The organism is Carboxylicivirga longa (assembly GCF_050589825.1).
Lineage (GTDB): Bacteria > Bacteroidota > Bacteroidia > Bacteroidales > Marinilabiliaceae > Carboxylicivirga > Carboxylicivirga longa.
The window spans coordinates 57082-73124 of record NZ_JBNGOZ010000018.1; the positions used below are offsets into that span (position 1 = coordinate 57082).

The 16043-nt window shown below is 40.8% G+C and carries 8 protein-coding genes; all 8 read left to right on the plus strand.

What is annotated here, in order from left to right; genetic code table 11:
* The first annotated feature begins 76 nt into the window (after positions 1-76).
* Entirely contained in the window at positions 77-2440 is a 2364-nt protein-coding gene (locus ACRD7A_RS14745) for a T9SS type A sorting domain-containing protein (protein WP_430811946.1), read from the plus strand.
* 214 nt (positions 2441-2654) lie between these two features.
* A complete protein-coding gene (locus ACRD7A_RS14750; RefSeq protein ID WP_430811947.1) occupies positions 2655-4277 on the plus strand; it encodes a sulfatase in 1623 nt (540 codons plus the stop codon).
* A gap of 423 nt (positions 4278-4700) precedes the next feature.
* On the plus strand, positions 4701-7826 hold the full coding sequence (gene lacZ, locus ACRD7A_RS14755) for a beta-galactosidase, LacZ type (RefSeq protein ID WP_430811948.1): 3126 nt from the start codon (positions 4701-4703) through the stop codon (positions 7824-7826).
* 170 nt (positions 7827-7996) lie between these two features.
* Positions 7997-9859, plus strand: a complete 1863-nt coding sequence (locus ACRD7A_RS14760) for a sulfatase family protein (protein WP_430811949.1) — start codon at positions 7997-7999, stop codon at positions 9857-9859.
* A 15-nt stretch (positions 9860-9874) separates the two neighbouring features.
* Complete coding sequence (locus ACRD7A_RS14765; RefSeq protein WP_430811950.1) at positions 9875-11314, plus strand: arylsulfatase; 1440 nt, start codon at positions 9875-9877, stop codon at positions 11312-11314.
* A gap of 151 nt (positions 11315-11465) precedes the next feature.
* On the plus strand, positions 11466-12908 hold the full coding sequence (locus ACRD7A_RS14770) for a sulfatase family protein (protein ID WP_430811951.1): 1443 nt from the start codon (positions 11466-11468) through the stop codon (positions 12906-12908).
* A gap of 199 nt (positions 12909-13107) precedes the next feature.
* Positions 13108-14568 carry a sulfatase family protein gene (locus tag ACRD7A_RS14775; RefSeq protein ID WP_430811952.1) on the plus strand — a complete coding sequence of 487 codons (1461 nt, stop codon included), beginning with the start codon at positions 13108-13110 and terminating at the stop codon, positions 14566-14568.
* A 4-nt stretch (positions 14569-14572) separates the two neighbouring features.
* Positions 14573-16024 (plus strand): sulfatase, encoded by a 1452-nt coding sequence (locus ACRD7A_RS14780; protein WP_430811953.1) that lies wholly within the window; start codon positions 14573-14575, stop codon positions 16022-16024.
* Positions 16025-16043: the final 19 nt, after the last annotated feature.

Here is a 16043-nt window from a genome sequence, read left to right on the forward strand (position 1 = left end):
AAACCAATCATCAGTAAACCAGTACTTTTGAATATTGCTCAAACCGGGCTTTTAACCGTTAAAAAAGTAATTTAATATGAGGCGAGTTGTTTTGTTAATATACATGGCTGTAATGACTAGCGGCGTTATGGCACAGACAGTTGTTTTTTCTGATGATTTTGAATCATATGCTCTTAATGATGAGTTAGCAACACTTGGATATGTCTTTATTAAAAAGGCAGATTATCCAGGAACTATTAGCACCTCTGTTCAGAGCAACAATGGCAATCATTACGCTGCCTGTGTAGCCAGCGAAAACGGTCAGACCCTCATGCAGCTGCGTAAGGAAGTTGATGTTACTGCAGGCAAACAATACAAGCTGAGCATTAAAACAACCAGTCCATTTAAACGTCATTTACGCGTTTATCAATCCGATGGTATCACATTATTAAATCAAGGTGAAGATTTTACGCCATCAGAAGAGCAGAAGACGCGATGGATAGATCATGAGATGACTTTTACAGCAGGAGCCGGTATGAATACGGTGTACGTCGGTGTCTTCCACAATTGGTCGGGCACGCTGTTAGTGGATGAAATAAAAGTGGAGGAAGTCGCATTTACCGAGATAAGCGATTATTACATCAGTAGTTCAGAAGGTGACGATGCCAACGATGGCACCATAGATGCACCTTTCCAATCTTTAGAAAGAATTAGTCAGGCACCACTAAAGCCCGGTAATACCGTTAATTTTAAATGTGGGGATCGTTTCGATGGTCATTTTGTTGTAAATGGTTCAGGTACATTGGAAAATCCCATTACCATAACTTCATACGGAGAAGGTAATAAACCAATTATTACCGGGGAAGTAGGATCTGCAGCCGGTGGCGATTATCAGGAAGCTATTTTAGTGGAGAATCACGATAACCTTATTTTTGATGGTTTGGAGATTAATAATGAACGAACAGTCAACCGAGCAGGCGTGGATGAAACCGATGCCTATGGTATTTATGTCTTAAATACCGGAGCAGAAATCATGCGTAATTTTGTCTTCCGAAATATGACTTTTCAGAATGTATATGCACCAAAGCCCATTTTACAAGGTGAGGGGGAAGATGCTTTTAATGGATTAGAGGTGGCTGCTGTTCGATTCTATACAGCCAAAAACACCGTTGCTGGTCAGGAAAAGAATATCCAGGATGTTCTGATGGAAGACTGTTATTTCACCGACTTACAACGCTTAGGTGTTCATATGAAGCATGCTGGTGGAGCCGACGGAATTGGTGATGAAATAATTAATCGAAATATGAACCTGGTCTTTCGTAATAATGAATTTCATTATACAGGTGGAACATGCATATTACCTACAAAAACATACAATTGCTTAATTGAGGACAACCTGTTTAATCACCCAGGTTCCGATGTTGATCCGCGTATGCCTAACCGTGGCAGCTCGGTTTGGACCTGGCGTTGTTACAATACTGTTATTCAGCGTAACCGTTGCATTAGCACCAGAGGTTACCTTGATTCACATGGTATTCATATCGATCACGAAAACCACAACACCTTTGTACAGTACAACTATATGGAAGATTGTGAAGGTGGTTTTGTTGAGATTCTAGGCGGAAACGTTAATGCTGTCTATCGTTTTAATGTGAGTGTGAACGATGGGTGGCGCGATAACCCCAATTGGAAGAACAGCAATCATACCATTTGGATTAATCAAAATGCACCATCGGGCACACACTATTGCGACTATAGCTACATTTACAATAATACGGTTGTTATCGACCAACCATACGCAACTGCAATTGATGTGAATGCAAAAAACACGCACATCTTTAATAATATATTCTACTCAAGTAATGGTTCGGGCATTGGCACCAAACAGATGGTCATGAATAATAATGGCACAGAGCTGTTTATGGCGAACAATCTGTTCTTTGGAGGTGTGGCGCAAAACTTTATGAGTTTGGATGCTGCCCCAGTTACAGGTGACCCTTTATTCACAACGGAAGAAGACGAAGCTTCTGACAAATACCAGGTAAAATCTAATAGTCCTGCCATTAATGCCGGGGTCGCTAAACTAGGCCCGCCAATTCCCGGAGCTGGTGAAGGTATTTTTAAGGATATACCAGAATATCCTACAGTAGATTTTTATGGTAATCCTATCGATTTTAATAACGAAACACCAAACATAGGAGCCTGTAATGTAAAGGAAACAATATCGGATATTGGCGACTATGCCCATTTACCCAAATTAAATATCTCACCTAACCCATCTACTGGATTGGTGTTCATAAACGGGATTGAAAAGGAAAGTTGTGCAAGGGTATTCGACTTAAGAGGAAGGAAAGTGTTGGAACAAAATGTGATAAAACAAATGAATGTCGGACACATTGATTCTGGCTTGTATGTGCTATTGCTTGACGGTTATCAACCAATGAAATTAATGATTAAATAAATACTACACTACACCAATTTTTATGGGGAGGTCTAATGACTTCCCTTTTTTACACCCAAGGCTTATGAATTTCCAAGTAAATGCATCCTGAGTTAATATGCGTTGGAGCTGGACCTGATAATTATTGCCCATTATCAGATAATATTAGCGCTTTATTGCATTTGTTAATCATGTATTTTTACTTTTCATGTAAAGTGTAAAATTACAAATGGATATGAATTTATTTCAAAGGTGTTTCTCCATAATAATATTAGCCTTGTTAATCGTTACATGTAAACAGGCAGATACGGTATCATTAACAAAGCATCCAAATGTTATCCTAATCATGTGTGACGACCTGAACGACTACCAGGGTGCTTTTGGTGGTCATCCGCAAGCCCACACCCCCAATATTGATAAACTGGCAGCATCGGGTGTACGCTTTATCAATGCTCAAACCAATATTGGCTTGTGTAACCCTTCACGCAATAGCTTATTTACAGGTGTCTATCCACATCAATCACGTAATTTTGGCTTAGATACTAAATCGACCAAACAGCTATTTAAGAATAATAAAACCATCATGGAGCAATTCTCAGAAAAGGGCTATTACGTCATGGGGAGCGGTAAACTATTGCATTCCAATCAAAAACATCTTTGGGATGAGTGGGGTGTTCAAATTAATAATTATGGCCCTTTCGCTTATGATGGCGAGAAACAGGTCGGTCATCCATCGGTTCCGCAACCATTCCGCAGCATTGGTGATATCGATGGTTCTTATGCACCGTTATCTGATATACCCAAGTTTAAAGACGATGAAGTAAAAGGGGAGAACGTAGGATGGACTTATTCCGGTAAAGACGGAAAAGTGTTTAACTACATTGATGAAACAAACCGTGACTTATTGCCTGATGAACTGCATGCACAATGGGCGGCCAAACGAATCAAAGAAATGGATGTGCAAGAAAATGATCAGCCTTTTTTCATGGGAATTGGTTTTGTTCGTCCACACACACCCCTGTATGCACCTAAACGATTCTTTGATATGTTTCCCGTCGATGAACTTGAACTGCCGGTGATAAAAGCGAATGATGTTGATGATACCTATTACAAGGACAACTATCCGGTTGAACGGACCAAGGATGATAAGTGGTATACCAACACTTCAAAAGGGCAGATGTACTCAAAGATGCTTACTCAGTCGTACGGTAATAATGAGGAGGAAGGCTTAAAACACTTTCTGCAGGCTTACCTGGCATGTGTTGCCTTTGTTGATGAGCAGGTAGGCGTTGTTCTGGATGCTTTGAACGATAGTCAGTTTGCTAAAAATACGATTGTAGTTTTAACCAGTGATCATGGCTGGCAGATGGGGCAAAAGCAATACTTGTTTAAGAACTCACCATGGGAAAACAGCACCCGTATTCCTCTGGTTGTGAATATGCCAGGAGTTAAACCAGGAACCTTAGTGGAACAACCTGTTTCATTGGTCGATATTTACCCGAGCTTGATTGATATTTGTAATCTGGGCAATCACAATAGAAAGAATGAAGAGGGTCTGCCATTGGGTGGATATAGTTTTAAGGCTTTGTTAAAAGATCCAACTTTTGATGATTGGAATGGACCGAAAGGTGCACTCACGGCCATTGCTACCGATGTTGTTGATTACAACATAGAGGCACAAACATTTACTTATCGTACCCAAGAGTTTCGGTATATTACTTATCCTGATGGTTCAGAGGAATTGTATGATTTAAATAATGATCCGTTTGAATGGCATAATCTGGCAAACGATCCAGCATATGCACCATCATTGAGCGAACTAAAAAAGCAAGTGAATGAGATTATCAATGGCCGATAGATAAATCAACCATCATGTACGAGTGTATTGTTCTTTGGGAAACACGAAGATGAAGCACATGGAATGACCAACTAACAAAAAAAGTATTGGATAAAAAACTACCATCCTTTATTTCTAAATCAAAACCTATTAGGTAGCTAATGATAAAAGTAATATACCGTCATTGCTTGTTGATGAGCAAATTATTGACTATTTCCTGTAGACTTTTAACTCTCTCTATGTGTCGTGTAATCAGCACTCTGGACTTTATGAGTGCATGAGAATGCATTCATTGGTAAAAATAAAAAAACACAGAATTAAGCAAAAATGTGCTATTATTTGGATAAAATAGGCACCTCTTTTTTCTATAAAAACTACATCTTGCCATTGCATATTTACGCGTGCATAAAGCATTTAATACTCATTGAAAAATCAATCATATAGATGAAGAAGTTAATCATTGCGCACTTATTATTACTTGTCAGTTTAAGTGCATTTTCTGCAAAGAAAGCAGATTGGGACAATGTAAAAGTATTACAGATTAACCGAGAAAAACCGCATGCAACCATGATGGTTTATCAATCGGAACAAGCTGCATTGAGTTTTGATAAAAAGCAATCGGCCTATCACCAGTGTTTAAATGGTCTATGGAAGTTTAAGTGGTCGGAGAACCCATCATCGCGCCCGGTTGATTTTTACAAAAGCACATTTAATGATGCAGAGTGGGGAACCATTTCTGTGCCGTCAAACTGGGAACTGGAAGGCCACGGTGTACCAATTTATACCAACATTGAATATCCTTTTGATAAAGAAAACCTGGAAGCTCCTAAAGAATGGAATCCGGTGGGTTCATATCGTCGTAACTTCACATTACCAGCTAATTGGGATGGACGTCAGGTTTACATCAACTTCGATGGTGTACAATCGGCCTTTTACGTTTGGGTCAATGGCAAAAAGGTTGGTTACAGTCAGGGCAGTCGTACGCCAGGCGAGTTTAATATCACGCAATACTTAAAGGTAGGTGATAATCAATTGGCTGTTGAAGTGTATCGCTGGAGCGATGGTTCTTATTTAGAAGATCAGGATTTTTGGCGCTTAAGTGGTATTTTCCGCGATGTGTATTTGTGGTCAACACCATCATCACACATCCGCGATTTTAATGTAACAGCTACTCTGGATGAATCAAATACGAATGGTATTTTGAAATTAGAGGGTGAAGTAGTTTCAACCGTAGCAAATGCTGTAGTTGTTGAATATCAATTATTAGACTCAGAAGGTCAGGAGCTACTAAAACATTCTATTGATGTAGTTGCAGATAAAGGAATAACCACTTTTAAGGCCGACGAGCACACGCTAAAGAATATTACTAGCTGGAACGCTGAGTCGCCAACTTTATACATGCTTTTAATGTCATTGAAAGATAAAAGAGGGAATGTGTTGGAAGTCATTCCACAGAAAGTTGGTTTTCGTCGCATTGAAATTAAAGATGGCAAGTTATTGGTCAACGGTGTTCAGGTATTATTTAAGGGTGTAAACCGTCACGAGCATTCACCTGAAACGGGGCATTATGTTACTACCGAAGATATGATGCGCGACATTGTGTTGATGAAGCAAAATAATATCAATGCCGTTCGTACAAGTCATTATCCAAATGCGCCGGAGTGGTATGACTTATGTGATGAGCATGGCCTTTATCTTATTGATGAAGGAAATATTGAAACCCATGGTTTTAACAACAATAAGAACAACCGTTTGTCGAATGCTCCAGAATGGAGAGAAGCACATCTCGACCGTGTGAAGCGAATGGTATATCGGGATCGTAATCACCCATCTGTAATTATCTGGTCGTTTGGTAACGAAAGTGGCGACGGTCCAAATGTAGAGCATGTTTACAAGTGGGTGCAAAAGGCCGACCCTACTCGTCCTTTCCATTACGAGGGAACATCAGCTCATGGTTACAATACAGCTGATATCTTCTCATTAATGTACGGAACACCGGAGCGTTGTGCCCAGATAATAAAGAAACATGCCGATATGCCATTTATCCTATGCGAGTACACACACGCGATGGGAAATAGTAACGGTAACTTAAAAGAATACTGGGATCAGATTTATGCCGATAACAATTTCCAGGGCGCCTTTGTGTGGGACTGGATGGATCAGGGCTTGAAGCAGCCTGTGCCGGCTAACTACAGAGCCACTGCTCAAGATGACCATTTCTATGCTTATGGTGGATGGTGGGAAACAGCACGTGGTATCTATCACGATGAAACCTTCTGTATGAATGGTTTATTAGCAGCCAATTGGACGCCGCATCCGGGTTTAAATGCCATTAAGTATCATTACCGCAACATCCATGTTGAAGTAATTGATAAAAAGAATAACACTTTTAAAATCACTAACTGGTTCGACTTTTCAAACACCAAGGACCTGGTGACCGGAGCCTGGGAGTTACTTGAGAATGGTGTTGTGATTAAATCTGGTCTGATTCAGGAGCTAGATATTGAAGCTCGGAGCAGTAAAGAATTTACTTTGGAGTTGGTTAATTTCAACGCGAAGCAAAATGCGGAGTACCATGTGAGTTTTAAGTTTGAGGCAAAACATGCTTCACCTTATGCTGCCGCCGGTCATTTATTAGCCTGGGACCAGTTTGAATTGGAACAGAGTCAATTGGCAAACCTATCAGAGCTGAAAACAACTTCAAAACCTCAAATGCGCGTGAATGGTCGTAAGGTTTATGTGTGGGGCGATGAGTTTTCAATTGTATTTGATAAATTAACAGGGCGTCTTGAGAAATACTACATAGGTGAAGAGCAGATTATTAGGCAAGGTGCACATCCTGATTTCTGGAGAGCTTTAACCGATAATGACCGTGGCGGTATTAAAGGCGCATCTGCCAAAGTGCCTAAGTTATATACGTGGGAGAAAGCCAATGCATGGTTAATTAATGAGTTTACCGAGCAAGAAGTAGGCAATACCATTGTTATTACGGCCAAAGGTAACTTACCGGTGATTGATGCTGAATATTCTCAAACATATACAGTGTATGGCAATGGTGAAGTGGATGTAGCTTGCAGTTACACAACTGGCGAAACCAAGTTGCCGATGATGATTCGCCAGGGAACAGAGTTGGTATTGGCAGCTGGTTACGATAATGTTGAGTGGTTTGGAACGGAAGGACCAACATACAACGACCGCAACAATGAATTAGTAGGTGTTTATCAATCAACGGTAGATAAACTTTGGGTGGAGTACTCAAGTCCCCAGGAAAATGGCTATCGCTCTGATACTCGTTGGGTAACAATGACGAATGCATATGGTAAAGGACTTAAAATTACAGGTGATGAGGTCATTGGTTTTGGTGCCACTCATTATCCTAAAGCCGAAATGCACCGTGCCGAATACTCGTTTGAGCTAACAAAGCATGCTGAAGTATTCCTGAATATTGACCATAAACAAATGGGTATTGGTGGCACAACAAGCTGGATGGATAATGCTTTTCCACGTAAAGAATACCGCTTAAAAAGTGAAGATTATAGTTTTATCTACCGTCTTTCACCAATTAAGTAATCATATTTAATAAAGATAGTTAGAGTGCTTTTTTTCATAAATTTTAGATTTGTATTAAGTATAAATAACCATTATAAGGAGTGGTTATTTATACTTTTACATTTAACCCAAAACACCACCAGATGCTAATAAAAAGTTCTTTGCCTTTAATGCTCATAATGCTTTTTGGGATGTTTACATCATGCCAGACTAAGCTATTAGAACAACCAAACATCCTTTGGATAACCATTGAAGATACTTCGCCACATTTTATCGGCTGTTATGGTAATGAAGATGCCCGAACACCAGTTATTGATCATCTGGCCATGGATGGTGTTCGTTTTACCAATGCCTTTTCAACCGGAACCGTTTGTTCGCCAAGCCGCACGGCCATCATTACAGGCGTGAAAACTTACAAAACAGGAACTGGAAATCATCGCAGTGCTATTGCGGTACCAAATTATATGAAAGGTTTTCCATACTACCTTCAACAACTAGGGTATTATACTTCCAACAATAAAAAGACAGATTATAATGTAGGCGACGAAAAAGCCTATACCGTTGAAGCCTGGCACGAGAGTGCTGATACAGCAGGTTGGTGGAACAGGGCAGAGGGGCAACCATTCTTTGCAGTCTTCAATTTTATGGATTCACACCAATCGCGCACAATGACACACACCTATGGTTGGTATAAGAAGCAGGTACTAAATGAGTTGGCTGCTGAAGAACGTATAGGTGAGAATGACTTTGATATGCCTCCATTTTATAACGATACGCCTGCTATGCGTAAGCAGTTTGCCCGGGTTTATAACTCCCTCAAGCTGACTGATAATAAAATTGGCGCCTTATTGCAACGATTGGAAGCTGATGGATTAAAGGAAAATACCGTTATCATTTTCTATGCCGATCATGGTGAAGGTATTCCACGAGGTAAAACCAATGGTATCAACCTGGGCTATCGGGTGCCGTTTATTATGTGGTTTCCTGAAAAATATAAGCATTTATCTCCCTGGGGAACCAATGGTGTGGTTACCGATGAGTTGGTTAGTTTTGAAGATTTAGCGCCAACTGTTATTAGTTTGGCTGGTGGTGAAATTCCTGAGCACATGACAGGTCGTATTATGATGGGCGAAAATCGGTCTAAAAGAGCCGAACATTTGGTGTTGTCGTCCGATAGAGCGGATAATGGCATTGACCTGGTTCGAACAGTAACCAATGGAAAGTACCTTTATTCGCGTAATTTTATGCCTTTTATCCCTGAAGCCAGGTACATACGTTACATGGAGATAAGCGATATCAAGCAGCAGATGCGTCGCGATTATGAACAAAATCTGCTTAATCCTGTACAAAAACGACTGTTTGAAGCACGTCCTGCCGAGTATCTTTACAACATTGAAGATGATGTGTGGGAGTTGAACAATCTGGTTGACGATGAAAAGCACCAGGAGGTACTCAATGAGATGAGACAACTGCTTAAACAGGAAATGCTGGAAGCAAGAGATGTGATGCTGTTGCCCGAATATGAGCTGGAGATGCTTGCTCAAGAACAGACTCCTTACGAATATCGATTAAGTGATAGTTATGCCATCAATGATATTTTGGCGAGTGCCTGGTTATCCGGCGATAGAAGCAAAGAAGCAGCAACAAAGCAAGTGCAGAATTTATCACATCCTGATAAAATTGTTCGTTATTGGGCGGCAGTAGGTTTGCGGTCTCAATCAAAAGAACAATTGCAGCCTTTTGAAAAAGAGATAAAACAAGCGATGTCTGATGAATATGCACCGGTGGCCATTACAGCTGCAGCCATGGCTTATAATCAGTTTAATAGTAGTGAAGCACAATCAGTATTAAAGAGCTATTTGCTTCATGAAAATGATATGCTGGCCTTATTGACGATTCATTACTTAATGTATGTGGATAATAAGCAGCCTTTTGCAGAAACAGTAAGAGCTTCGCGTGAGATGAAAGGCAGAACCTATAATCCTAAGGCAGCCGCTGTTGATTTTTTAGGTAGTTTAGGTTTAGTTCCTAATAATCCATCGTACCGTCAATAAATTAAATTGGTATTTATGAAGCTGGTTCTATTATTAGTAATCATCACATTTGCAACCTCAATTGGCTGTCAGTCAAATGCGGAAACAAAGAAAGGGGAAATCGACAAACCCAATATTCTCTATATTATTCTCGACGATTTAGGATATGGCGATGTGGGCTTTAATGGTCAGGATAAGATACTAACGCCGCGCATCGACCAGCTAGCAAAGGAAGGCATTGTCTTTACCAATCATTATGCCGGTGCCCCTGTTTGTGGGCCTTCACGTGCTGTATTGATGACCGGTAAACACTTGGGCCATTGTACTGTCCGTGGCAATCCACGTTGGTCCTTATCTGGAAATCCCGTTGATATCGATTCTACAGATGTAACCATTGCCGAGGAATTAAGGAGAGCTGGTTACGCAACAGCAATTATCGGCAAATGGGGACTGGCCGAGAACTTAAGTCATGGCAGACCAAACCAGCAAGGATTTGATTATTTCTATGGGTTTAATCGTCATCTGCCTGCACATCATTATTATCCCGAGCAAGTCTATCGTAACGAGGAGTTAATAAGCATTGAGGGCAATGTTACGGTCGAAAAGAAAGGGCAGTACATTACCGATTTGTTTACTCAGGAAGCCAAACAGTATATCCGTCAGGTTGCTAAACAGGAACAACCATTTTATTTGCATCTGGCCTATACAACACCTCACTATGAGTTGACGATTCCAGCAGAACGCAAAGCGTTGTATCAGGATAAAGACTGGCCTATGCGCGAAATGAAAGCAGGTCATTACCTGAATGATAAAAATGGCCATGTTACCTACGCATCCATGGTGAGTGATGTCGATCGTCAGATAGGTGAAGTATTGGATGTATTGGATGAATTAAAGATTGCTGAGAATACATTGGTGGTTTTTACCAGCGATAACGGACACGAATACGACCTTTTAACGGATGAGTTTTTTAATTCAAATGGGGATGGCAGAGGACGAAAGCGCGATTTATACGAAGGAGGCATTAAAGTGCCGTTTGCAGCCCGTTGGCCAAAGCACATTGCGCCAAACACAACATCGAGCCATGTGAGTGCCTTTTGGGATTTTTTGCCAACGGTATGCGAGATTACCGGCCTGGAACCTAGTGATAAGAGTATTGATGGTCTATCGTTTTTGCCTGCTTTAACAGGTAACGCTAAAGAGCAAGAGCAACACAGTTATTTGTATTGGGAGTTTAACGAAAGTAAAGGACAGGTACAGGCGCTTAGAAAAGGTGATTGGAAACTGCTTCGCTTTGTAGCTCAAAACAAGGTGGAATTGTATAAAATCACAACTGATATGTCTGAAATACAAAATGTAGCTGAAAAATACCCGGATAAGTGCCAAGAGTTACTGGCTTTATTAGATAAGGCACGTACCGAACATCCTCAATTTCCATTAACAAAACGTTCCAATCCATACAAAAAGAAGAAATAGATTAAGAAAACAGTGAAACATAAGCTAATATAAATTATAAGTGATGATAAGAACAAAACTAGCAAGCTTGTTCATGGTGCTAACCATATTTTTTACAGCTTGTCAACCAGAAAAAAAAGCAACAAAAAGTAAATCCCCAAAACCAAATATTGTGGTTATTTACCTCGATGACCTGGGTTACGGCGATTTAAGTTCATATGGTGCTACAGAATTGCAAACGCCTAACATTGATGCTTTGGCAAACGGAGGAGTGAAGTTCACCAATGGTTATGCCTCGTCGGCCACATGTACGCCAAGTCGCTACGCTTTGTTAACGGGTGTTTACCCATGGAAAAATAAAAATGCAAAGATACTACCCGGTACAGCTCCTTTAATTATTGATACGGCACAGGTTACTTTGCCTAAAATGCTAAAGACACAAGGTTACCAAACAGCACTGGTTGGAAAGTGGCACTTAGGTTTGGGCACAGGTCATGTTAACTGGAACGAAGCCGTATCACCAGGTCCCAATGAAGTAGGTTTTGATTATGCCTATTACATGGCAGCCACACAGGATCGTGTGCCAACTGTATATCTTGAAAATGGCATGGTTGAAGGACTGGACCCCAATGATCCGATTGAAGTGGATTACAATAACAACTTTGAAGGTCAGCCAACAGGCAAGGACAATCCGGAGCTATGCGACATGATGTGGCACCATGGGCACAATGCAACCATTGTGAATGGCGTACCGCGCATTGGCTATATGAAAGGTGGCGAAGCAGCCAAGTGGAGCGATATTGATATGGCCGACCATTTTCTGGGTAAAGCGCAGGACTATGTGAAGACGCATAAGGACCAACCTTTCTTTCTGTATTACGCTATGCAACAACCACATGTGCCACGCACGCCTCACCCTCGTTTCGAAGGGAAGTCGGGCATGGGACCTCGTGGTGATGTCATCCTGGAGGCTGACTGGTGTATCGGTGAGTTCATGAAAACACTTGAAGAAGAAGGCATCCTTGAAAATACATTAATCGTGTTCTCAAGTGATAACGGCCCAGTATTAAACGATGGATACTATGACGATGCAGTTGAGAAACTAGGTAAGCACACTCCGGCCGGTCCATTACGTGGCGGCAAATACAGCCTGTTTGAAGCTGGTACACGTGTACCATTTATTACATATTGGAAAGGTACCATTCAGCCAGGTGTATCAGACGCCTTAGTTTGCCAGATGGATTTATTGGCCTCATTGGCTAAGTTAACCGGAACTGAGGAAACAAGTACCGATAGTGAAGAGCTAATGGATGTGTTGATGGGCAAAAGTGCTGATGGCCGTGAAGAATTAGTGATTGAAGCCACCACCCGCACCGCATTGCGAAAAGGTGACTGGTTAATGATCCCGCCATACAAAGGAGCTAAAAAGAATAATCATGTGAATATTGAGTTGGGTAACGACGAAGTATTTCAGTTATATAATCTGAATGAGGATATCGGTCAGCAAAATAATGTGGCTGATAGTAACCCGGAAAAATTAGCTGAAATGGTAGATGCCTTTAAAGCTATTCGAGGAGAAAACTACTTTAAGACGCAGAAGTTAGAGTTGAAGTAAGCGACAATTAGTTTATTAAAAAGTTTGTTCAAATCAATTGATCAGACTTTTTTATTTGAAATAGAATGGATATGCCAGTTTAGCACTCATTCGTAATCGTTAATGAGTAGAAAAATAAAAATCTGTTAATATTCGTTCGATATGTGGTCAGTTACGTAATAAGACGAGTGTATCTTCGAACAATTAATTATCGATACAAATGAAGAATTTAGTATTAATATTCACCTTAGTAGTGGCATGTACCTGTCAAGTGTACGCCAAGAGTAATAATAAGCAACGACCAAATCTGGTAATCATCCACACCGATGAGCATAACCTGCGCACACTAGGTTGTTATCGAGAAACGATGAATGATGAGCAGGCGTTGATGTGGGGAAAGAAGACCATTGTTGAAACACCAAATTTGGATAAAATTGCCAGTGAGGGTGTTTTATGCAAAAATTGGTATGCCACCTCACCAGTTTGTACACCTTCTCGTGCCTCAATGATTAGTGGTTTGTATCCCATTGCAACGGGTTCGCACCGTAATGATTTGCCCTTAAAAGATGAGCTGGTTACTTTTGCACATATATTAAAAGACAATGGGTATGCCACATCCTACGTCGGTAAGTGGCATCTCGATGGTGATGATAAACCTGGTTTTGCACCAAAGCGTCAGTTTGGCTTTTCAGATAATCGATACATGTTTAACCGGGGACACTGGAAGGCATTGGCAGAAGATGACAAAGGATTACGCGTAGACCAGGCTATTACAAAAAAGGGAGTGGCTTTCGATGTAGAAAAGGTTACTGAAGAGTCTTTCACAACTGATTTCCTTGTTGAACGCTCCTTGGAAATTATCAAACGAGATATGGATCAACCCTTTGCTTTGATGCTATCCATCCCAGATCCGCATGGACCTAATCAGGTAAGAGCTCCCTATGACACTATGTTTGATCATATGCACTTCGAAGATCCACGAACTATGCATCCTGATCCGGAAATTTCGCCCAAGTGGTTGAATTTACAAGGGAAAAAGAATCGGACATTGTCATTAAAGCAAGACCAAATGGCAGATTACTTCGGCATGGTAAAATGCATTGATGACAATGTAGGACGCATCCTCAATTTTTTGGAAATGGAAGGATTGAGTGAAAATACCATCGTTGTTTTTACATCCGATCATGGCGACCTGATGGGCGAGCACGGTAAGCATAATAAAGGCTTACCATATGAGATGTCGGCTCGTGTACCATTCTTACTTAAATATCCGGACCAGGTGATAGCTGGAAAGCGAATTCAAAAAGCATTCACAATGGCAGATTTTACACCAACAATTCTTGGTTTAATGAATGTGGATCATTCTGCCTATAATTTTCATGGTGAGGATTTATCAACCGATTTTACTAATAAAGACAAGGTTTTGACAGATGACCGTATTGTCTATATCACAAATGCTTTCGGACGTTGGGTGGCAGCGATTGATAATCGCTACAAATTGGTATTGTCACCAAATGATAGTCCCTGGTTATTTGATTTGGAAAAAGATCCGGACGAGGTGGTTAATTATTATGGTCAGCCTGATTACAAGGAGGTTAGTGATCGTATGATGAAGGAATTATACAGACAAATGGAAGCCTTTGGAGAGCCAGCTTTGGAATCCGGCAACTTAATTAAGTAGCGTTATGAATAGATATTACATTTTTGCATTTGTGTTTTGGTGCAGTATTACTGGTGCTGCACAAAGTGTTGAATTAAATAAAAAAGGCGTACAGCAAGCTCCAAACATTCTGTTTATTGCCATTGATGACATGAATGACTGGACAGGGTTTTTAGGTGGTCATCCACAGTCTATCACACCCAATATGGATAAATTGGCTGCCAAAGGAGTTAACTTCACTAATGCCCACTGCTCCGCACCAGGTTGCTCGCCTAGTCGGAATGCCTTGCTTTATGGCATTGAGCCCTTCAATTCTGGTCTTTATCCGTTTTATGAGGATGCAATTCATAAGCAGTTGATGGAACGCTACATCACATTGCCGCGTTTATTAAAAGAGAATGGCTACAATACCTATGGAGCCGGTAAAATACATCATGGACAAAGGGGTGATGAGCGTGAGTGGAACGATTTTTTTGAATTGCAGAACTCCAGAAAAGTGTTTAAGGAAGGTGCCGGCTATCAGGTGGGTAACAGTAAAAAAAATTCATTTCGCCCAACTGTTAATGCTGATGAAGAACATGTGGATCACCAGGTGGCAAGTTATGGTATAGATGTATTAAAAAGAGAACACCATAAACCTTTCTTTCTGGCGGTAGGATTGGTAAAACCACACTTGCCATTTGATTGTCCAGAGCGTTTCTTCAATGCATTGCCTGATGAGATTGAGGCCCCAGCGCTTTGGGCAGACGATTTGAAAGATATACCTGTCGAGGGTAATAGTTTCAGAAGAGCGGGTGATGACACGCGTTTTAAAAAGGATAAAGCCTGGGAAGAGGTTCGACGTGCTTACTTAGCCTGTATTTCCTGGACCGATTACAATGTTGGCCGTGTATTAGATGCTTTGGAGCAAAGTCCTTACGCTGATAATACCATTGTTGTGCTGTGGTCTGACCATGGTTTTCATTTGGGTGAGAAGATGAGCTTTAAAAAGTTTACCCTTTGGGAAGAAGCCACTCGTGTGCCTTTTATTATATACGATGGGCGAAATAAAACACATCAAGGTGGTCAAATCTACAAACCGGCTGTTTCATTAATAAATATTTATCGTACCCTGGCCGACATGGCAGGAATAGAAGCTCCCGCATATGTCGATGGTGAAAGTTTAGTGTCAGTTTTGGAAAATACAGATACTGAATTGACTAAACCGACTATTACATCGTGGGGTAGAGGCAACTATGCTATTAGAACAGGAGAATGGCGTTATATTCGCTACTTTGATGGGACCGAGGAGTTATATCATCACAAGTCAGATGCTAACGAATGGCACAACCTGGCCAACGATATTAAGCATAAGAAGGTAAAAGAAGAATTGGCTGCCAGATTGCCTAAGCGGGATGCTGAAACCATTCAGGAGTATATTTCTCCATGGAGTGTATATGGCGTCGATAAAGAAAAGTGGAAAACGAAGAAGAAATAGCATTAGATAATAAGTACTT